General features: G+C 63.7%; 19 protein-coding genes and 2 tRNA genes. 2 read left to right on the top strand and 19 right to left on the bottom strand.

Going from position 1 to position 19,144, the window contains the following annotated elements; translation table 11 throughout:
- On the top strand, nt 1-470 hold a 470-nt coding region (locus tag ACFC3J_RS06845), incomplete at its 5' end, for a family 16 glycosylhydrolase (protein WP_375195450.1).
- Here the strand turns inward: ACFC3J_RS06845 and ACFC3J_RS06840 are convergent.
- The 17 genes from ACFC3J_RS06840 to ACFC3J_RS06760 all read right to left on the bottom strand — a co-directional run bounded on the left by ACFC3J_RS06840 (nt 455) and on the right by ACFC3J_RS06760 (nt 18,248).
- Nucleotides 455-1,375, bottom strand: coding sequence for a glycosyltransferase family 2 protein (locus ACFC3J_RS06840; protein WP_375195449.1), 921 nt, complete (start codon nt 1,373-1,375; stop codon nt 455-457). The two genes, ACFC3J_RS06845 and ACFC3J_RS06840, sit on opposite strands and share 16 nt — an antisense overlap.
- Nucleotides 1,375-2,460: an acyltransferase family protein gene (locus ACFC3J_RS06835; protein ID WP_375195448.1), complete on the bottom strand. Its 1,086-nt coding sequence runs from the start codon at nt 2,458-2,460 to the stop codon at nt 1,375-1,377. The genes ACFC3J_RS06840 and ACFC3J_RS06835 overlap by 1 nt, the downstream gene beginning before the upstream one ends.
- Entirely contained in the window at nt 2,457-3,587 is a 1,131-nt protein-coding gene (locus ACFC3J_RS06830; RefSeq protein ID WP_375195453.1) for an endo-1,4-beta-xylanase, read from the bottom strand. Before ACFC3J_RS06830 ends, ACFC3J_RS06835 begins: the two co-directional genes overlap by 4 nt.
- Nucleotides 3,588-3,595: 8 nt before the next feature.
- Nucleotides 3,596-4,564 carry a glycosyltransferase family 2 protein gene (locus tag ACFC3J_RS06825; RefSeq protein ID WP_375195452.1) on the bottom strand — a complete coding sequence of 323 codons (969 nt, stop codon included), beginning with the start codon at nt 4,562-4,564 and terminating at the stop codon, nt 3,596-3,598.
- The gene (locus ACFC3J_RS06820) at nt 4,564-5,514 is read right to left on the bottom strand and encodes a glycosyltransferase family 2 protein (protein ID WP_375195447.1); all 951 of its coding nucleotides are present in this window, start codon (nt 5,512-5,514) and stop codon (nt 4,564-4,566) included. Before ACFC3J_RS06820 ends, ACFC3J_RS06825 begins: the two co-directional genes overlap by 1 nt.
- Nucleotides 5,511-6,440, bottom strand: a complete 930-nt coding sequence (locus ACFC3J_RS06815) for a glycosyltransferase family 2 protein (protein WP_375195446.1) — start codon at nt 6,438-6,440, stop codon at nt 5,511-5,513. Before ACFC3J_RS06815 ends, ACFC3J_RS06820 begins: the two co-directional genes overlap by 4 nt.
- Complete coding sequence (locus tag ACFC3J_RS06810; protein ID WP_375195445.1) at nt 6,433-7,839, bottom strand: O-antigen ligase family protein; 1,407 nt, start codon at nt 7,837-7,839, stop codon at nt 6,433-6,435. The genes ACFC3J_RS06815 and ACFC3J_RS06810 overlap by 8 nt, the downstream gene beginning before the upstream one ends.
- The gene (locus ACFC3J_RS06805; RefSeq protein ID WP_375195444.1) at nt 7,809-9,101 is read right to left on the bottom strand and encodes a polysaccharide biosynthesis protein; all 1,293 of its coding nucleotides are present in this window, start codon (nt 9,099-9,101) and stop codon (nt 7,809-7,811) included. The genes ACFC3J_RS06810 and ACFC3J_RS06805 overlap by 31 nt, the downstream gene beginning before the upstream one ends.
- Nucleotides 9,094-9,906, bottom strand: coding sequence for a WecB/TagA/CpsF family glycosyltransferase (locus ACFC3J_RS06800; RefSeq protein WP_375195443.1), 813 nt, complete (start codon nt 9,904-9,906; stop codon nt 9,094-9,096). Before ACFC3J_RS06800 ends, ACFC3J_RS06805 begins: the two co-directional genes overlap by 8 nt.
- Nucleotides 9,903-10,808: a capsular biosynthesis protein gene (locus tag ACFC3J_RS06795; protein ID WP_375195442.1), complete on the bottom strand. Its 906-nt coding sequence runs from the start codon at nt 10,806-10,808 to the stop codon at nt 9,903-9,905. The genes ACFC3J_RS06800 and ACFC3J_RS06795 overlap by 4 nt, the downstream gene beginning before the upstream one ends.
- Nucleotides 10,805-12,163 carry a GNVR domain-containing protein gene (locus ACFC3J_RS06790; protein WP_375195441.1) on the bottom strand — a complete coding sequence of 453 codons (1,359 nt, stop codon included), beginning with the start codon at nt 12,161-12,163 and terminating at the stop codon, nt 10,805-10,807. Before ACFC3J_RS06790 ends, ACFC3J_RS06795 begins: the two co-directional genes overlap by 4 nt.
- Complete coding sequence (locus ACFC3J_RS06785) at nt 12,160-13,578, bottom strand: ATP-binding protein (RefSeq protein WP_375195440.1); 1,419 nt, start codon at nt 13,576-13,578, stop codon at nt 12,160-12,162. The genes ACFC3J_RS06790 and ACFC3J_RS06785 overlap by 4 nt, the downstream gene beginning before the upstream one ends.
- Complete coding sequence (locus ACFC3J_RS06780; RefSeq protein WP_375195439.1) at nt 13,575-14,384, bottom strand: polysaccharide biosynthesis/export family protein; 810 nt, start codon at nt 14,382-14,384, stop codon at nt 13,575-13,577. The genes ACFC3J_RS06785 and ACFC3J_RS06780 overlap by 4 nt, the downstream gene beginning before the upstream one ends.
- Nucleotides 14,385-14,410: 26 nt before the next feature.
- The gene (locus ACFC3J_RS06775; RefSeq protein ID WP_375195438.1) at nt 14,411-15,580 is read right to left on the bottom strand and encodes a hypothetical protein; all 1,170 of its coding nucleotides are present in this window, start codon (nt 15,578-15,580) and stop codon (nt 14,411-14,413) included.
- A 315-nt stretch (nt 15,581-15,895) separates the two neighbouring features.
- Nucleotides 15,896-16,117, bottom strand: a complete 222-nt coding sequence (locus tag ACFC3J_RS06770; RefSeq protein ID WP_375195437.1) for a hypothetical protein — start codon at nt 16,115-16,117, stop codon at nt 15,896-15,898.
- A 235-nt stretch (nt 16,118-16,352) separates the two neighbouring features.
- On the bottom strand, nt 16,353-17,744 hold the full coding sequence (locus ACFC3J_RS06765) for a sugar transferase (protein ID WP_375195436.1): 1,392 nt from the start codon (nt 17,742-17,744) through the stop codon (nt 16,353-16,355).
- A gap of 279 nt (nt 17,745-18,023) precedes the next feature.
- Nucleotides 18,024-18,248 carry a hypothetical protein gene (locus tag ACFC3J_RS06760; protein WP_375195435.1) on the bottom strand — a complete coding sequence of 75 codons (225 nt, stop codon included), beginning with the start codon at nt 18,246-18,248 and terminating at the stop codon, nt 18,024-18,026.
- Nucleotides 18,249-18,430: 182 nt separating this feature from the next.
- Here ACFC3J_RS06760 and ACFC3J_RS06755 point away from each other — a divergent pair, with 182 nt between their 5' ends.
- Nucleotides 18,431-18,901, top strand: coding sequence for an Lrp/AsnC family transcriptional regulator (locus ACFC3J_RS06755; protein ID WP_375195434.1), 471 nt, complete (start codon nt 18,431-18,433; stop codon nt 18,899-18,901).
- Nucleotides 18,902-18,953: 52 nt separating this feature from the next.
- Here the strand turns inward: ACFC3J_RS06755 and ACFC3J_RS06750 are convergent.
- A tRNA-Lys gene (locus tag ACFC3J_RS06750) sits at nt 18,954-19,029 on the bottom strand.
- A 39-nt stretch (nt 19,030-19,068) separates the two neighbouring features.
- Nucleotides 19,069-19,144: transfer RNA gene (locus tag ACFC3J_RS06745), tRNA-Lys, on the bottom strand.

The raw sequence follows: 19,144 nt of genomic DNA, 5'->3' as shown, positions 1-19,144 counted from the left end.
TGGCCACCCAGATCGGCTATGGCCAATATGAATGGGAGGCCCGCATGCCCAACCGGCGCGGGTCATGGCCGGCCTTCTGGCTGGTGTCGACCAGTGGCTGGCCTCCGGAAATCGATATTTACGAGGGCTTCGGCTATCAGAGCTATTGGGATTTCGACCGCCACATCGCCCATACGATCCATGTCGGCGCCAACAGCACCCGCTATGGCCAGCGCGGCGTGACCATCCAGGCCGAGCAGGCCTACGGCCTTTCCGGCTTTTCGCAGGATTTCCATCGCTTCGCCGTGGACATCCAGCGCGATTACATCACCTGGTTCGTGGACGGGAAGGAAACCTATCAATCGGTCAATCCGTTCAAGGGCTTCCGCTTCTATCCGATCATGGACGTGGCGGTGAAGACCAGCGGCGCCTATGATGACGGCTCTGGCGACATGGTCATCAAGAGCTTCAAGATCTACAACGCGCCATAAGAACTTTGGGCGCCTCCTGCGAGGGCATAGAGGCGCCCCCAGCTTTTGATCCACTGCCCGGCAATGTCGACGCGGCGCGCGCCCGGCAGCATCAGCGCTGCCAGACCGGCGGTGCGAAGACCCAATATGGCAAGGGAGCGGACCAGCAGCTTCGCCGTTCCGGCCCTGCCCGGCAATTGCTTTCGCCGCGCCATCGTTTCGGTGCAGCCGATCCGCCACATGCGGCGCAATACCCATGACAGACGCGCCCGCTCCGCCGGCACCCATTCGCTGACCCGCGCATCCGGCGACCAGCCAAAGCGCGCGCCTGCATCGTAAAGGCGGCTGAGAAAATCCAGATCCTCCCCGCCGCTGCGGTTGAACCGGGGATCGAACCACGGATCGCCGATCAGGGCAAAGGCGCGGCGCGCGATCAGCAGATTGTTGCTGGCCCAAAGCAGGCCGGTGGCGCCCCAGGGCCGCTCCTCCGGACGAAAGACCAGACTTTCCTTGGCCCAGCGCGGCGCCTTTCCGACGAAGCAGCTGTCGACCGGACCCGCGACGACATCGGCGCCCACCTGCGCCTGACAGATGAGCAGCGCGTCCAGCCAGCCCGGCTGCGGCCACTCGTCATCGTCGATCATGGCCAGAAAGCGCATCTCCGGATCTGCCAGCGCGGCATCGCTGATCGCGTTGCGCACGGCGCAAAGGCCCGGCTGACTGACCGTCAGCAGCGTCAGGGGCAGGGGATAGCCCTCCGCCTGCAACCGGCGCACCGTCGCGGCGCCTTCCTGTCCGACCGGATCATTGTCGGCGACCAGCACCATCACGTCATGGCGGTCCACCATGGCGCGCAGCGTCTCCAGCAGGTGCGCAAGCTGCCGGGGTCGCCGGAATGTGGGAATGGCGATCCAGATCGCAGCCATCAGGCGGTGGCCTTGACGGCCGGCTTGCGCGGCTTGCCGCCGCGCTGGAGCCACTTGATGAACTGATGCCCGCGCACTTCCACCAGCGCATAGCTCGCCCAGCAGAGCAGCCATGTCGCGACCAGCATGGCTGCGATGAACAGACCGTCGAAGCTGGTGATGCCATGTTTGTGCGCGACCCCCATGCCGCGCGCGAAGACGTCGCGCACCAGCGGGTGCCAGAGATAGATGGAATAGCTGATGAGACCGAGGTGAAAGCTCACCGGATTGGCCATCACCGCCCGCGCCGCCGCGCCGTTATAATAGCAGCTGAGAACCAGCGCGGGCATCAGGCAGACGACCAGCACATCGGCCTTCCCCGGCAGCATCAGCGCCAGTGCGATCAGGCCGCAAACCATGGCGAAGCCGCCTTGCCGGTCGACCAGCCGTTTGCACCAGTCCTTTTCCGCGCAGCGATAGGTCAGCACGCCCAGCGAGAAGCCGGCGAGACAGCGCAGCAGCGTCAGCACCGTGTCGCTGTCGTTGACGTCCAGCGGCCCGCTGGATCCCAGGCCTGACGATGCCACCAGCGCCAATATCCCGACGCAGACCGCGCCCTGCACCCAGGCGGCGCGCGAAAAGGCGATGATCGCGATCAGGGGGTAGATGAGATAGGCCGCTACTTCCGTACTCACCGACCAGCTGTTGCCCGCAATCGGCTCCGTGCCCCAGCCCCAGCTCTGCACCATCAGCAGATTGGTGAAGATATTGGGCGCGTTGAGATCGATCGCCTGACTGCCCGACACGTTGAGCAATATCCGGCCCATGAACACCAGCGTCACGATCAGATGGAGCGGCCAGACCCGCGCCATGCGGTTCACGAGGAAGTCGATGTAGCTCGCCCGCCCCAGATGGTTCACCACCCGGTCGTGATAGCCGAAGGAAATGACGAAACCGCTGAGGATGAAGAACAGGTCGACGGCCAGATAGGCGCGCGAAAAGAGGGGGATGCGAAAGGCTTCGAAAGCCGGGTTGTGCGGTATGTGGTACAGCAGCACCGACACCGCCGCCACGCCGCGAAGGCCGGTGAGGGACGAGATTCTCATGCGCGCCTCCTGCCGATCGCGGGGGCGGCATCGAAGGCGGAGGCGATCGCGTCCCATAGCGGTTTGCGGCGCATATCGCCGTCCAGCGGCAGGCCGCGGGAAAGCTGTCCGTCGGGCCATTTATAATCCGGGAAGTTGGACAGCCAGCTATATCGGTCGGAAAGACCCCAGCAGAGGATCGACCGCATCGCCGGATTGTCCAGCGCCACATCCAGAAAGGCCTTGGCGACGGAGGCGATCTGCTGGTCGCGCTTGTCGGGATTGGGTGGCCCGCCGCGATCGGCGACGTCGAATTCCGTCACTGAAAAGGTCAGGCCATAGCCGCGCAGCTGATCGAGAAAGCGGGCGAAGACGGCCTGGTTGAAACCTTCCCTGAACGGCTTCAGATGCCCTTGTATGCCGATCGCGTCGATCGGCACGTCCCGCGCCTTCAGCCGGTCGAGCAGTTTCAGCATGGCCGTCCGCCGCCGCTCGCAGCGCGGGGAGTCATGCTCCAGGCCGAAATCCGTCAGGAACAGCGTGGCGCGGGGATCGGCGTTGCGTGCGCGATGAAAGGCGATGTCGATATAATCCTCGCCCAGCGCCTGCATCCACATGCTGTTCTGGCGCATGCCGTCGGCGCGGCCGTCATTGGGTTCCAGCGCTTCGTTGACGACGTCCCATTCGGCGATCCTGCCCGCATAACGGTCCATGGCGGTGTCGATATAGCTGGTCATCAGCTTCTCCCGCCCGCCTCTGTTTGCCAGCTTCAGCGCAGGCTCCAGCCATTTTGGCTGCGCTGCATACCAGACCAATGCATGGCCACGGGCCCGCATGCCGTGATCCTGCGCGAAGGCGATGATCTGGTCTGCGCCGCTGAAATCATATTTGCCCGGCTTTGGCTCGGTCGTGCCGCGCTTCAGCTCATATTCCTGAACCACCATGTCGCACTCGCGCGCGACGGCGGTGGTGAAGTCGGGATCTTCCCGCAACTGTCGCGACTTGATGGCCGCGCCGAAATAGCGTCCCGACCGCCGCGCATGGGCGGCCAATCCCTCGGACGAGACGCTTTCCTGGGCATGGGAGGGCACGACGGGCGAACAGGCGCCTAGTGCCAGCGCCCCGGCCAGAAATTCCCGCCGTTCCATGGTGGCAGTCACAGCCGCTGTCCCTTTCCGGCAAATATATGTGAAAAATCGATCCAGCGGTCCGATATGCGCCGGTAGACCGGATCGGGCATGACGATCTGGAGCAGCACCGTCGCCGCCAGCCGCGGCCCGAAGGCGCCCCGACAGACCGCGCCCAGATAATAGCGCATCGCCTGCCGCCGGCTGGTCGGCCAGATGCTCTTCGCCGCGTGCCAGCCCATATAGGCGGAAAAGGCGCGGGGGGAGATATGGGGCTTCAGGTCCCTGAGCCAGATGAGGCTGCCGATGCTGCCGCGAACATGCGACAGCCGATCGTCGGCGTGCCGGTCGGCCCAGATCGTGCCCGGTCTTTCGGTCATCAGGAAACGCGCCCCGGCAAGCGACAGCCGCATGGCAAAGTCGGTATCGTCGCCGAACTTCACATCCTCGCGATAGCGGACCTTGCCCGCCAGCGATCGGCTGAGCGCCAGGCTGCTGGTCTGGATGAACCCTCGGTCGCACATCAGATAGCGGTCCATGGTTTCGCCATGGGCGATGGCGCGGGGGGGCTTCAGGAAATTGCGCCCTTCGCCCCGGTCGGCCAGCACCTGCCCATAGGCGACGACGTCATCGCTTTCCTGCAACAGCGGCAACAGGTCGGAAAGATGATGCGGCAGGAAACGGTCGTCGCAATCGAGGAAGGCGATATAGCGCCCCCGCGCATGATCGACCCCCTTGTTGCGGGCAGCGGCCGCGCCGCGATTTTCCTGCACGATGACCTTCAGGCGCGGGTCGTTGATCGCGCCCAGAGCAACTTCCGTCCCGTCGGTCGATCCGTCGACGACGACGATCACCTCGATGATGGCGATCGTCTGTTCCAGCGCGGACATGACGGCGGCCACCACGGCATCGCGCCGCTGATAGGTGGGTATCACGACGGAAAACAGCGGCGAGGCGGCGGCTGCCCGCAGACTGGACGGAGGTTGCCATGCGGTCATCACGAAGTGGCTCCGCCATGCGCGGTCCCTGCCTTGCCGAAGCGCAGCACGAAGCCGTTGACCAGCGAGCGGTAGAGCGGCTTGGGCAGGTAGGAACGCAGCACCTGCCGGGCGATCACCTTCGGGGGCACGCCGCCCGCGACCATGCCGACCGCAAGATCCCTGATCGCCGCCACGGGCCGGACCGGCGCCATATGATAGGCCAGCACCGTCGCCCGATAACCCCGCCGCGCCCGCAGCGTCAGCATATGGCCGCAGCGGTCGAGCCAGTCGAGCGAGGTTTCATAGCCCTTCACATAGGATGTGCGCCCCGCTTCCGTCGCGTCCAGCCAGACGGTCAGCGGCTGGTCGATCATGCGGAAACGGGCGCCCGCGCCCTGAAGCCGGACGCAGAAGTCCAGATCCTGTCCCTTTTTCAGCGCAGGGTCGAAGAGAACGTCCTGCGCCATGCGGGTCGGCACGACCATGGTGCTGGTCTGCATGAACTGGTTGGCGCAGAACAGATATTCGCCCACATCCTCGCCCTCGCGAATGCCGCGATCGGGCCTGATCCAATAGCGGTCGACGCCGCGGTCGACCTTCATCCGCGAATAGAGGACGGTGCTGCCGTCGTCCTCCGCCAGCGCCTTGGCCATGATGGAAAGCTTGCCGGGCAGGAACAGGTCGTCGGAATCGAGAAACGCGATGTAGCGGCCGTCCGATGCCATGATCCCGGCGTTGCGCGCCGCCCCGCCACCTGCATTGTCCTGCCGGATATAGCGCACGCGGGGATCGCCGATGGCGTCGATCACCGGCCCCGGATTGTCGCGGGAACCGTCGTCGATCACCACGATCTCGAAATCCTGCCAGTCCTGCGCAAGGACGGAGCGGATGGTGTCGCCGACGATCTCCGCGCGGTTGTAGAGCGGAATGACGACGGAGAAAAAGGGTTGAGGGGCCGCATTGCTCATGCGCCGTGCACCTTTCGATATTCTTCATAATGGATGCCCGCGAGACCGGCGACCTTGCCGGCAGCGCGGTAGAGCTTGCCAAGCCGCTCGACCCGCTTCCCCCGGTCGAACGTGGCGATTGCGCCCAGCGATCCGACGAGGAAGCCGGCAGCGATCCGGGGCGCTTCGCTGGTAAGGGCGCGCAGACGCCCCTTGTGAAAGCGCTCTACCATCATATCGGTCATGCCGACGCGATAGCCGCGCATCAGCAGCCATTTGGCGGTGACGCGGCTGGCGGGAATGAGTTCGGTGACGACCGCTTCCTCCGACCAGGCGAAGCGGAAGCCCGCCCGCTTCATGCGGGTGAAAAGCTGCTTGTCCGAACCGCCGGTCAGCGCCATGCGATCGTCGAAGGGGCGTGGACCCATGGCGTGCAGCGCCGTCGCGGCCATCAGTACGTTTGCCGTGCTGTCGACCAGCGCCACCGGGCCGGATTGTCCACGCTGCTTGGCCGCCAGCAGGGGATGGCGCGCGGCCCAGGACGCGATCTGGCTGTCCATTTCGCGCAGCACCGCGCCGCCCACCACATCGGCCTGCCACCGCGACGCCGTATCGGCCATCGCGTCGATCCAGCCGGGGGAGGCGGCCTCGTCGTCGTCCAGCATGGCGATATGAGTAGCTCCCGGCCGTGCCAGGGCAGCCGCAACCAGCGCGTTGCGCACCAGCGGTATGCCGCGTTCGGGAACCAGCAGCGCCTCTATCGGCCAGCGATAGCCCCGCGTGGCGAGCTTTTCGACCACGGCCATGCCTTCCCTCCGGGCAGCGTCATTGTCGGCCACCAATATTTCAAGGCTGTGCTGCGTTTGCTGCGCGCCAAGGGATTCCAGAGTCCGAGCCAGCCCCTGGGGCCGGTTGCAGGTTGCAATGCAGACGATGATTTTAGCCATTCACACTCTCCGCCTGGGGCAGATGCCGCCGGGACCATATCGGGCGCGGCCTGGCCTTGAAGGTTGCGTGGGCGGTCGCGACCGCCGCGAGGAAGATCACCCAGACCTGGCGATCCTTGTCGAAAAAGCTGGTTTCCAGCAGATTCTGGTACATGACGAACACCCAGATCGCGAAGGCCGGAACCATCAGCGACTGGTTCTCCCTGGTCGCGCCGGTCAGGAACCAGTAAGCGGGCAGCGCCAGAAAGCTGATGAGCAGCATGATTAGTCCGACCGGCCCGGTCGTCACCCAGATTTCCAGATAGCCGTCATGCGAATGGGCGGTCAGCATCTGGAACTGCTGGTTGAGATAGTCATGGGCCGGGGAATGGATGCCCACCTGCCAGAATCCACCGAAGCCCGCGCCCAGATAAGGATGGTCGGCGAGATAATCCAACGCCACGCGCCAGATCGACACCCGCCCGGTGAAGCTGGTGGGATCGGCGAACAGCCGCTCGATGGTCGGTTGATAGGCGATGTAGAGGCCCAGAAAGCCGACCATGCCGAACCCCAGCATCAGCAGCAGGATCGCGCGCTTTTGCGTGTTGTCGCTCAGCGCCCGATAGATGTTGCTGATCGCCAGCATCCCGACGCATAGCGCCAGCGACGTCTTGCTCTTGGTCCCGATGACGAAGACGAAGGCCATGAGCGCGAACAGCGCATAATACCATTTGCGCCTGTCGATCCAGCTGTTGCCGCAGACGATGAAGCAGAGCGCCATGACAGCGCCCGCGATATTCTTGTGGAAGAAGAAACCGCGCCACGCGCCGATCAGCGCCTTGTCGCTCTCCGTCGCCGGGTGGACGGCGGCCGGGGTCAGCGGCAGCGAAATCCAGCAGATGATGAGCGAGGTGATGAGCGCCCATCGCAGGGCGTCGAACAGCCGCTGCGGCCCGATCAGGGATAGGGCGCAGAAGGTGATGTAGATCACGATCAGCTGCTGCATCGCCCGCTTGAAGGACACGAACGGATCGACGCCCCATGTGCAGGTGATGAAGAACCAGACCAGCATGATCGCCAGCGGCCAGAAGCTGAATCTGTAGCGCAGCGGATGTTTGCGGATGATCTGCACCCCGGTCAGCAGGATCGCGAAACCGATGAACAGAGCCTGTTTGAACAGGTCCGACCCGTCATTTTCCTGCGCCATCGCCACCAGTTCGTCCTGGGTGCGGGACGCGAAGGGCTGCTGGCCGATGAAGACCATCATCAGGAAGATGAAGTAGAAGATCTGCGCGATCCAGACGAGCCGACGGCTCCCTTCCTCTGCGCGCAGCCTGCTTGGGGATGCGGGTGCGGCAATTCCGCTGCGGTGCCAGCTGGTGGCCATGGTCAGATGGCCTCCTGCTGGTCGCGCCGCCATTTGCGGTCGAGCTGCCAGATGCCGATCATCATGACGAGCTGCGACAGCACGACGCCGCCAACGGAAAAGACCGGGGCCGTCCCCAGCACCAGCAGGCTGACGGCCGCGATGCCGACGCCGCAACTCCTCATGCTCTGCGCGGCCAGCGGGCGGAAGGCCTTGCGCGCCTGCGTCATGACGCTCATCGGCGTCTGCACGCACTGGACGAGCGACAGCAGGGCGCAAAGACCCACCGCGATCATGACCAGCCGATGGTCGAGCGTCGGCTTCAGGATCAACCCCGGAAAGGCGTAGAGCGCGATCGCCGCCACAACGCAGGTTCCCAGCCAGAGCGTCACCAGTGCGGCCATGAACAGCCGCTCCGACCTGATCGCTGCGTCATGATCGCCCCGCGCCACGGCACGGGTCATGCGCGGACGCTCCAACTGGGTGAGGGCGGTGATGCAGACATTGACCGGGCGGAAGAACAGCATCCCTACCGCGATCGGCGCGAAGGCGGTCGGCCCGGCCAGCAGCGTGACGATATAGCTGTGCGAGTTGGAGGTCGCCTCGGTCGACAGCACGCCGACCAGCGTCCAGGCCGATTGCTCCTTCCAAACCGGGCGATAGGCGCCAAGGGCGCGTCCCGGCGCCATGGCCACATGCCGCTGTAGATAGCCAAGGCCGAACGGCAGCAGACCCACGAGACTTGCCGCCACCAGCATTCCGCCGATGGCGGACATGTCCGCGCCCGTCCGCATCGCAATCAGCAATCCGGCAAGAATCGTCCCTGCATAAGCCAGATCGGACCGCGCGGCGCGGGCCGGGGCATGATGCGCATAGGCGTTGGACCGCCCGAACCAGCGGATCAGCGACAGCGTCCCGGCAAGGCCGAACAGCAGCGCGGCTTGGGGCGAGGCCGTCGCCCAGGCGATGCCCGCGCAGATCATCCCCTGGCTGGCCGCCAGCATCAGATTGACGGGGAAGAAGAAATCAAACCCTCGCGCATCCGGTTCGTCGCTCTGGTTCACCGCGATCGTGTAGGGCGTCGACACCAGCGCGTTGGACAGGCTGTAGCCGAACTGGATGATCACCAGCAGGAAGGCCAGCGTGCCGATCGCCGCCGTCCCCAGATGGTGGATCGAAAAAAGCTGGATCAGCAAATGGCTGACCGAAACGATCGCCGACGACAGGCTGGCAAGGCCAAAGCGGCCGAACAGGCTGCCAAGGCGCTGGACGCGGCCTCCCACGGAAGGGGTGTCCGCGGCTTGGACTTCAGCCATTGCGATGCTTCCAGATCAGCCAGAGCGCATGCGGATTGGTGGTGATGTAGCGCCAGGCCAGCTCCTTGGGCCGCGTCGCCATGCGGTGGAGCCATTCGAAGCCGGATTTCTGCATCCAGAGCGGCGCGCGCGGGTAGTCGCCGGTGATATAGTTGAACAGGCCGCCGCAACTGACGATCCATCCCGCCTTGATCCGGTCGCGGTTGCGCACGCAAAAGGCCTGCTCACGCGGTTTCCCGGTGCCGACCCAGAGCACGTCGGGCGCGGCCGCGTTGATCGCATCGATGACGGCGTCTTCTTCTTCAGGCTTCCAGAATCCGTTGCGCCGCCCGGCGACCTGAAGGCCCGGCGCCATGGCGACGATGTCGCGGGCGCATTGCGCGTTCACCTTCTCCTCGGCACCCAGCAGATAGTAGCGGACGCCCGCCTCAGCGGCCGGTTTCAGACTGTCGATGAACATGTCCGTCGTGCTGGACCGGTCGGCAATGGCCGGGCCGCCGAACCAGCGCGACGCCGCGACAATGATCTGTCCGTCGGCATGGATCAGGTCGGCCTGCGCCAGATTGGCCCGGAATTGCGGGTCGCTCGCATTCATCGACAGGCCCTGCCCGTTGCAGTCGAACACCAGCAGCGGCGTCTGATCCAGCGATCGCCGCAACGGCGCCTCGACCAGCATCTTCGCGATCAGGGCGTCGAGCGACAATGTGGAGACGGGAACCCCGCCCACATTCGCGGTGGTCTCATCCCGGTCGAGACCGGGCGACGGCAGGGGCTGGCGATGCGCCAGCGCTTGTTCGGCGCTCATGCAATCACCGTTCCGGCAATCGGCACGCCGTGACGGTCGAGATCGTCGATGATCCGGCGCATGTCGGCGATGGCGGTGTCCCCCCGCCGTGCCACGATCACCACCGCGTCGAAGCCTGCGAGTATGCTCCCCCAGGGCGTCTGCTCGCCCTTTCGCTCGGCAAGGTAGAACAGCATCGACGTGTCGCGCAGGCCCCAGCCATTGGCCGTTTCGGCCAGCGGACCCCGGGTGATGAGGCTCGCCGCGCTGCCCGATGCACGGCCGGCGGTCATCAGCCAAAGCCCTTCGATCGCGGTCTTGGCTGCGGGAAGCAGCGCTGCGCTCCCCATCAGCTGTTCGGCCAGGCCAGCCTTGTTGGCGACCCGGAACAGCCGGTCGAGCGAAGGCCGTCCCATGTCGACGTCGATCAGCATCGTCTGCCCGTCCATCTGCGCCAGCACGACCGCCAGATTGGCCGCCATGATGGCCGCCTCGTCCCCGGCGTCGATCGCAAGCACCGCCATGCGCAGCGATGCCGGATCGGCATCCTTGGCCGCTGCGCGCATCTTGGCGCGGATGGTCCGCATCTTGGCGGCATAGGGATTGGCCGGATCGAAAGCGGTCACAACCAGCGGATCGACCCGCTCATCGCTTTCCTGCAGTAAGGCAAAGCCGCCCTGCAAGGCCGCTAGGATGCCTGCGTCATCAGTGTTGAGCAGTCCCAGATCGACTGCCGCGTCATGCAGCGCCAGCCCCTGGGACCGGGCGTGCGCCTCGACCCTGTGCACTTCGGTTTCGGCCAGAAAGCCATGCTCTACCGCCAGGCGGGCGAAGCTCTGTGTATCGCGGGCGCGGGGACGCAGCGCAGCGGTGCCGCCGGGCTTCAGTTGCGACGGGGCGCCTGCCGAGGAACGCAGTCTCATGCAGCCTCCTGCTGTTTGAAGAACCAGCCGCCACGGACGGGGACCGGCATCAGTTCGGTAATGACTTCCACTTCGGTCGCGCGGGCCACGCCGGCGGCCGAGCGAACGCGGGGATGGATGATTTCCATGAGGATCACGGCCGCGATCCCGCCGACCAGACCCAGCGCCACGCCGCCGATCAGCCAGAGCATGATGTTGGGCTTGGCGGGCAGGAGAGGCACGGTCGCCTCGTCCAGCGGGCTGGCGTTCGGTTGCGAGATCTGGCTCTTGAGCACGGCTTCGTTGAAGCGCTGGCGCACCGTGTCATAGGTCTGCCGCGCCGCATCGACGTCGCGCTGGAGCACCATCAGCTGGTCTTGCACGTCGGACATGCGGATCATGCGATCCTCCTGGCCCGCCATGTTGGACTTGAGGTCGCCTTCCCGGCGGTTGGCCGCCACGCTATTGGCATTGACAGCGCCTGCCTGGCTTGCCCGCGCTGCCCCCAGCTTCGACTGAAGTTCGGAAAGCTGCGCCGTGGCCGCGGCCATGGTCGGGTGATTGGGACCAAGCGTCTTTTGCAGTTCGGACACTTTGGCCGACTGCTCCGCCACCTGCTGCTGCAAATTCTGGACGATCAGCGATCCTTCGATGTCCGACACGCTGCCTGCACCAGCCTTCGACCGCGCCGCCGCGGCTTCCGCCTGCGCCTGCGTCAGCTGATACGACATGTTCTTCAGCTTCTCGGCCTCAAGATCCATGCGGTTGATGCCGATAATGTCGTGCGCGCGCTGGAAATCGGACAGCTTCTTCTGTGCCAGCTCGTAGCGGCGGCGCACTTCCTCCGTCTGCTCATCGAACCATTTGGCCGATCCGCGGGCAGGGGACGCGCGCAGTTCCACCTGCTCGCGCATGTAGATCTTGGCGATCAGGTTCGCGACTTTCGCCGCGACCTGAGGATCGGGGTCCAGATACTGGATCTGGAGTACGTTGCTCTGGCGCCCGGTGGTCACGATCATGTTCTTGCCGACCATGGCCGCGGCATTTTGCAGCCGCGCTCCGGCCGGCAGATCGGTGGGCTGGGCATCGACAAAGCCCGCTTCCTTGGCGACGGCGTTCATCACCTTGCCGCTGCGGATGATATCGGTCTGGGTGCCCAATATGGCATCCGTGTCCGGCTTGGCGCCCTGCGCGGCATTGGTGTCGGTGGGGTCGGTTTGCGAAAGGTCGAGCAACAGCGAGGCCGTGCCCATATATTGCCGCGGCTGGATGAAGGCGAGGATCGCAATAGCCAGGAACAGGATGCCGCCGATCATCGCGGCGGTCCGCCAACGTGCCTTCAGCGCCGTCAGCAGGTCGATAGGGTTCATCATCATAGCCCGTCCACTCCCCGCAGCAGGGCGCGCATTTCCTCGGCCGGCGTCGGTGCAGGCGGCGCGCTGGGCGCCGGCTGCTTTGCCATCAACAGCAGGAATTGCGGCCCCAGCGTATCTTCAAACATCATCAGTTCACCGTTCGGCGTCGAAACCAGCGCGGGTTGCAGCCGGGCCATGGCGTCGCGCGCCTGCCCTTCGATCATCGACCCGCCGCCCAGCACTTCCTGACCGGTCCTGACCAGCCGGTCATGGGAAATGGCCGACATCTGCGAAGCGACCACCGCCGCCAGAGCGATCATCCGCTTGGAGGAACCGGCCTCCCACAATATCCGCTGGAACAGCGCATGGGTGGCGCCGCTCATTTCCTTCCAGTCGTCGAGCGAGGACGCCAGCCCTTCCTCGACATCCATCAGCGTCAGGCGATCCCGCCCGGCGGCCTCGGTGATCAGCGCCGCCGACATGCCGAACAGCCGCGCATGATAGGGCGAACCCATGGCGGCGCCGGACAGCGCGTCCAGCGCTTCGGCATCGATGGACAGGCGCGCATTGTCGGCGCAGCTGAGCAGCAGCCTTTCCAGCGCAGGCTTGGGAATGGGCGCGACCCGCTGCGGAGCGAGGTGACGGCGCAGCGAGGGATGGGCTGCGATCAGTCCGTCAATGTCGCTGGCGATGCCGACCAGCACGATCTGCACGGGCGAATGAATGTCGGTCAGCAGCTTGAGCAGCGTCGCCACATCCTGTTTCGCGCTTTCCGACTGCACCCGGTCATATTCGTCGAGGATCAGGATGGAGCGTTCCCGCACTTCCTCCACGAGGAGGGCGGAAAGGCGGGAGACGTCCAGGGGCTCGTTCGCCATCTTGGCGACCCGGTCGCGACCCGCCGCGCTCATCGGCAGTTCGGTCAGGAACGGACGGAACAGCGTGTCGAAATCCGCTTCGCCACTGGCGGAGGCATAGAGGGCGACGCAGCCAGCCTCATCGGCCAGATCGCCGAACACGCGGGCGAGGGAGGTCTTGCCCGACCCTCGCGTGCCGAAGATCACGGCATGTTTGCGCTGGACCACGATCGCCTCGACCAGCTTTTCCAGCTCGCTGTTGCGACCGGCCAGCCCATGGCGATCGGTGACGGGCAGGGCGGTGTTGAAGGCGGAATAAATACTGTCCCGGCGCAGGCTGATCGGCTTGATCGGCGCGGCCATAGCGCTCATCGACAGCGGCCGGTGGCCGTCGTCGGACGCTTCCTCCACGGTCGAATCCTGCCGGAAGCCCGGCAGCGCGGGCACGTCCAGATGCAGCGGCACATTGTCGGGAATGATCCGGTCGTTGCGCCGTTCCCCCTTGCTGCGCGTCAGCGACGTCAGCCAGTCCAGCATGCCGGACTTTTGTTGCATGAAGCCTTGATCGATGGTCGTCAAAACAGCTTCTCCCGGATGATGAGGACATCTTCAGGCTTCACTGGATCGTCCAGATTGGCCTGTATTTCCTTCCCCTCCCGGCGCACTTTTATGCGTTTCGTTGAACCTGCCAGCGTAGGACCGCCCGCCAGCGCCAATGCCTGCCGGAAGCTTTGCCCCGGCACGTAGGAAAAGGCGCCGGGCTGCTGCACCTGGCCATAGACGTAGACTTTCTCGGCCGGCGGCACGAACAGCGTGTCGCCCGGCTGCAATGGGCGCATCGCGCCCGCCGCCATGTCGGCCAGCGAAATGCGCACCGGCCCGCTGCCGTCGGCCGGCGTCAGGATCACGGCATTGGCGCCGTCCTTGGTCGACCCGCCTGCCTTGGCCAGCATCGAGGCGACCGTATAATTGCGATCCAGCGGATAGTTGCCCGCTTGCGGCACATTGCCGAGCACCGTCACGAAACGGCTGACATAGGTGTTCACTTCGACGCTGACCGACGGCTTGGTCAGATAGCCGCCGCTGGCATAGCCCGCCGCGATATCATTGGCGAGCTGCGTGGTCGTCTTGCCCTGCGCCGGGACTGCCCCGACGAGGGCGAGAACGACCGTGCCGTCCGCCTTGATGCGCGTCGTCGTCGACAGGTCCGGCTGACCGAAGACGGAGATCTTCACTTCGTCGTCAGGGCCGAGCTGATAACCGGCGCTTGCCGGCTGAGGCGCGGAGGCAGCCGCAGGCGCGGCAGCCGTCTGCGCGGTTGCTGCCATGGGGCCGGCCATCAGCAGCAGGGTGGAAATGGACTTCAGGAGAGTTTCAGCTTTCACAGCCAGTGGCTCCCAATCTTTGGAGGTTAAAAGCGCAGAGCTGCCCCTAGCGTCACTTGCGTTCCGCTATAGTTGGAAACACTGGTGTCAGTTCTGCGGGTATAATGCTGGGCGTCGAGCGTAATGTCGAAACGGTCGGAAAGTTTCCGGGTAAGCGTTCCGCCAAAGCGACGATTGCGATCAGCGGTGATGGAATAGGGACGAAGTGCTGCATCCTGCCGGAATTTACGCCGGTCCCATTCGGCATATAATCCGGCAGCCGTCAGCTCCGAAATCGAAAACTCGCCGCCGATGCGATAACGGCTCTCAATGGCGAAGCCGCTGGCGATCAGGCTGTCGTTTATGATTGCGCGCTCCGTCTCGCCGGTCAGCTTCAGCCGCGGAACGATGCTGGTCGACAGCTTCACGTTCCAGCCAAGCCCGCTATAGCCGCCCACCGTCGCGCTGTCGCTGTTGACGTCCAGCCAGCGCACATCGGCATCGATCTGGGTCAGCGGCGACACGGATCGCCGGAAACGCAGGCCATAGCTGTTGATCCGGTTCTCGATCCCCAGCGTGTCGCGCTTGCTGTTCACCCGCTCATAATAAGCGGTCAGCGTGCCCAGACTGGGCATGGCATAGCCCACGCCGCCCATGAAAGTGTCGCTGGTCTGATCGGCATAGTCGAACTGGTCGGCGTTGCGCGTGGTGTCGTGGCTGTAGCTGGCCACGGGGAACAGGCCAGGCCGTTCGCAGGTGAAATCCGCGCCTAGGCCTGAGAATTTCTGGAGATTTTCGGTCGCCGAATTGAGATCGCCATAATCGGCGCGCTGCTGGCGATAGGAGGCATACGGCGTCACCAGACAGGTCGCGCCGAAGCGGATATTGCCCTTGGCCTCGGTGTCGATCCGCAATTTGCTGCGCTGACTTTCGGAGACGAACTGGTCGTAGCCGACCTTTCCCCGCAGCAATATGTCATGGCGGCCGATCGGCTTGCCGAAGGTCGCCTCCAGAGAGGGGGTCACGATCAGGTCGCCGGTGGGGTCCTCGACCCGATCATCGACGCGATAGACGTTGTCGTCGTAGAGAAGATCCAGCCCCGCAGTCAGATGCAGGCCATAATCCTTCAGCCGTTTCTCATCTGCCGGGTCGTAGACCTTCCGCTGTTTCTGTTCAGTCTGGCCGTCATCAACCTGCGCGTAAACGAGGGCAGGCACTGCCGCCAATATTGCGGCACCACTTAACACAACCGCCTTCGTGCATTGCGGCCAAAGAGTTTCTCGTCTGAAGGGCGAACGAATACCGCCCCGCAAACGCGGACTGTCATCATTATTCAAACTATATGACCCTTTATTGCATTGCAGCAATTGGGCCATGCTAGTCATGTTTCCAGGTAAAACACACTAGGCGGAACGCAGCTTGTCGCGTCAAAACAACGGCTCAGTTCATCGCAAACAGGGCGCGACGGGACCACCCCGGCGCACCCTGTAAGCTGTTAATCTGGGAGAAAGCTTGCGGAGAAGCGATTCCGATCAGAAGATCAGATAGGCAATGGCGGCGACGGCCCCGACAAAGGCGAGAATGCCTGCCCAGCGCGAGAGCAGCTGCACGCCGCTTTCCGCTCGATCCGCAAAACTGATGCTGTTGGCATGGACCGGCATTTCCCGGCGGACGTCCGCCGTGTCGATCAATGTTGGTTGCACTACCGCAACGCCTGCAAAATCTTCCGCCACGTCGATATTCCCGCCGCCCATTTGCTGATGGCGGTAATATCCGATTTTGCCGTTAACAAAAAGTTGGCAGCATGGGGGAGGCGACCTCGCTTCGTCGCATATGACAGGCCGGGATGTTGAAAATCTTGATCTGCGACAGGATTTTTTGCGACGAAGCGTTCAGGCTGACGCTTCGTCGCATAAATTGCTGATCCGAAACATTTTTTCGGAACCTTTTTTATCCTCCGGCGTCCTGGCGCCGCTGCCCGATTCGGGGTCAGTAGGCGTTCTTGTGGACCAGCACGTTAAGCGTCCCGAACAGGATCGCGATGTCCCGCGTCAGGCTCCATCCGTGCAGATATTCCAGATCCGCTTCGACCCGGTTCAATATGTCGCGCCGGGTTTCGGTGGCGCCCCGGAAGCCGCGGATCTGGGCGAGGCCGGTGATGCCGGGTTTCAGGGCATGGCGGTGCCAATATTGCCGGTCGACCTGCCAGAACAGCTGCTCCTCCGCGGTCGAACCCAACGCGTGAGGACGGGGGCCGACAAGGCTCATCTCGCCCAGCAGCACGTTGATGAGCTGCGGCAACTCATCGATGCTGGTCTTGCGGATGAATGCGCCGATCCGCGTGATGCGATTGTCGTCGCGCTGGGTGGAGGTGGCGCCGGCGGCGTCGCACTGCTCCACTTTCATGCTGCGGAACTTCAGGATGTGGAACAGCATGTTACCGCGTCCGATCCGCTCCTGCCTGAAAAAGACCGGTCCCGGCGAGTCCAGCTTGATGAGGACCGCGATGACGGCCATCAGCGGCGACAGGATGATTAGAACCGGCACCGTCAGGGCGATGTCCAGCAGGCGCTTCTTGGCCCGGTTGGCCAGATTCAGCGGTCCGCGCGACACCACCAGCGTCGGGGTTCCGCGATAGGCCTGGACGGCGAGGGGCGCTATGGTGTCGAGTTCCGGCACGATAATTTCGCCCAGGATATTGCCGCCTTTCAGCATCTGCGCCCAGTCGGCCTTGCGCTCCGGCGGGCAGGAGATCACGACGCGATCGAAGTCGCGCAGCATCGTCCCCAGCCGGTGGAGCATATAGGGATCATCCAGATCGGCCTTCAGGCCGATGGCGCCGGCATCCACGATCACCATGCCGCTGACGTCTTCCGGAATGTCGCCATCGTCGATGATCAAAAGCTGGGCGAACAGTCCCTCGGCGAAATTCCGCCGAACCGTCTGCACGATCAGCAGACGTTGCAACACCAGCAGTGTCCCGCTGCACAATATTCCCGCCGACACGCCTAGTCTTGAAAGTTCCGCCGTGGCTTTCAGTGAGAAGACGACCAGCAGAAAGATCAGCAACGTGCCTGCAAAAGCCATGGTGGCGCTGCGGCAGGATTGCGTCATGCGGGTGAGGCAATGGGGATTATAGGCCTGATTATGGAAAGCCAGCACGCCATACACGATCATGCCGCCCGCCAAAGGCTGCCATTGGCCGTCGGCTATCCAGCCTATGCCGGCTGCGCGCAAACCCAGCCCGAAGCCCGTGGCCAGCGCTGCCATGTCGGCGACCAGCAACAGCAGGCACAGCCACAGTCTGGCATTCCGCTGACCTGCGGCTGCGGCGGGCTGGCGACTGGGAACTCCTGTGATCGCCAGATCAATTTTGGACATCTGCAACCCTTTTTGTGTCATGACGTCAACGGGCCGCCGTGGGGAACGGCAGGTAAGCATCAGACATCCGCTGCGTTTTGATTTATGTTGCGCAGCAGCAGGACATAAATGATCGGTGCTGACAATCGGGGGTGGGACGCTTGGCCCCGCTTTTCCGACGATCCGTTTATCTCAAAGGACGCGCCGCCCCACATTTGCGACGACCCGTTTTGAGACATGTTTGCGGTGCGGCGCAATCGGGGCGGTGGAAGATGTTGCCGACCCGAATCGCGAAATGGATCAATATATTAACCAAAGTCCGAGCAGCAGAAGCACCGCGAGCAGCGCGACGGGTCCTGCCCAGCGCGAAAGCCGCTGCACGGCGGCCTCTGCATGCTCATGGGAAAATTGCCCCCAGTCCCGCTTCTTTTCCCGCCTTTCGGCATGCCCCGGCACCAGATCGTGGCGCGGCGGCGGCGCCGTATCCGACCCCTTGTCGTGCGGGTGAGGAGAAAGGTCGATCATCTACGCAGCCCCAGTCATCGCAATGCGACCCGCCGCCAGAATAAACCGCTCTGACGAAAAGAGAAGTGAATTCGCCGTTCCCTGCCGAAAAGAAACGGGGGCGGACGGAAGCAACAGGGGTACGGCAGGGCCGCTGTAGAACGATCTTGGATGAAACGAGCGGAGCATATATCCTTTGTCGAATGAAACAGGATGGACAGATCGACGCCATTGATCGAAAAATCATTGCTGCCTTGCAGGAGGATGCCACGCTGAGTCATGCCGATCTGGCGGAGCGGGTGGGGGCGTCCAGCGCGTCCTGCTGGCGTCGGATCAAGGCACTCGAAAGTGCGGGCGTGCTCGTTGGAACCGTACGTCTGGTCGACCCGGAAAAGGTTGGGCGCGGGGTCAACGTCCTCTGCAACATCCGCATGCGTAGCCATGCACAGGAAGCGCGCAGGGCTTTCGAGCAATTTGTCGATGGCCGCCCCGAAATCGTCGAGTGCTTTTCCATGTCTGGCGAATGGGACTATCTGCTGCGGGTCGTGGTGGCCGACGTCGCCGATTATAACCGATTCCTGATGATGACGCTTCTCGGTCATCCCTCGGTTTCGGGGGCAGCTTCGCATTTCGCCCTGTCGATGACGAAATTCACGACAGCCCTGCCGGTCTGACCGCGAGAGCTGTCTGCCCCGCGTTCAGGAAGGCAATGCTTCGGAAGAAAAGTGGTGGACGCACTAGGGCTCGAACCTAGGACCCGCTGATTAAGAGTCAGCTGCTCTACCAACTGAGCTATGCGTCCACGCCAGCTTTCGGCAACTGCCTTAATCCGCTGGAAAAATGGTGGACGCACTAGGGCTCGAACCTAGGACCCGCTGATTAAGAGTCAGCTGCTCTACCAACTGAGCTATGCGTCC

The organism is Sphingobium sp. (genome assembly GCF_041987595.1).
Taxonomy (GTDB): domain Bacteria; phylum Pseudomonadota; class Alphaproteobacteria; order Sphingomonadales; family Sphingomonadaceae; genus Sphingobium.
This window is presented reverse-complemented; position numbering and strand designations above follow the sequence as displayed.

Coding starts and splice junctions, on each gene's coding strand:
- ACFC3J_RS06835 (WP_375195448.1), bottom strand. CDS start 2,460: ATGAGAATCTCGTCCCTCACCGGCCTTCGCGGCGTGGCGGCGGTGTCG.
- ACFC3J_RS06770 (WP_375195437.1), bottom strand. CDS start 16,117: ATGGGCGGCGGGAATATCGACGTGGCGGAAGATTTTGCAGGCGTTGCG.
- ACFC3J_RS06795 (WP_375195442.1), bottom strand. CDS start 10,808: ATGAGACTGCGTTCCTCGGCAGGCGCCCCGTCGCAACTGAAGCCCGGC.
- ACFC3J_RS06810 (WP_375195445.1), bottom strand. CDS start 7,839: ATGGCGGCGCGACCAGCAGGAGGCCATCTGACCATGGCCACCAGCTGG.
- ACFC3J_RS06840 (WP_375195449.1), bottom strand. CDS start 1,375: ATGGCTGCGATCTGGATCGCCATTCCCACATTCCGGCGACCCCGGCAG.
- ACFC3J_RS06755 (WP_375195434.1), top strand. CDS start 18,431: ATGAAACAGGATGGACAGATCGACGCCATTGATCGAAAAATCATTGCT.
- ACFC3J_RS06825 (WP_375195452.1), bottom strand. CDS start 4,564: ATGACCGCATGGCAACCTCCGTCCAGTCTGCGGGCAGCCGCCGCCTCG.
- ACFC3J_RS06805 (WP_375195444.1), bottom strand. CDS start 9,101: ATGGCTGAAGTCCAAGCCGCGGACACCCCTTCCGTGGGAGGCCGCGTC.
- ACFC3J_RS06820 (WP_375195447.1), bottom strand. CDS start 5,514: ATGAGCAATGCGGCCCCTCAACCCTTTTTCTCCGTCGTCATTCCGCTC.
- ACFC3J_RS06815 (WP_375195446.1), bottom strand. CDS start 6,440: ATGGCTAAAATCATCGTCTGCATTGCAACCTGCAACCGGCCCCAGGGG.
- ACFC3J_RS06800 (WP_375195443.1), bottom strand. CDS start 9,906: ATGAGCGCCGAACAAGCGCTGGCGCATCGCCAGCCCCTGCCGTCGCCC.
- ACFC3J_RS06765 (WP_375195436.1), bottom strand. CDS start 17,744: ATGTCCAAAATTGATCTGGCGATCACAGGAGTTCCCAGTCGCCAGCCC.
- ACFC3J_RS06830 (WP_375195453.1), bottom strand. CDS start 3,587: ATGGAACGGCGGGAATTTCTGGCCGGGGCGCTGGCACTAGGCGCCTGT.
- ACFC3J_RS06760 (WP_375195435.1), bottom strand. CDS start 18,248: ATGATCGACCTTTCTCCTCACCCGCACGACAAGGGGTCGGATACGGCG.
- ACFC3J_RS06790 (WP_375195441.1), bottom strand. CDS start 12,163: ATGATGATGAACCCTATCGACCTGCTGACGGCGCTGAAGGCACGTTGG.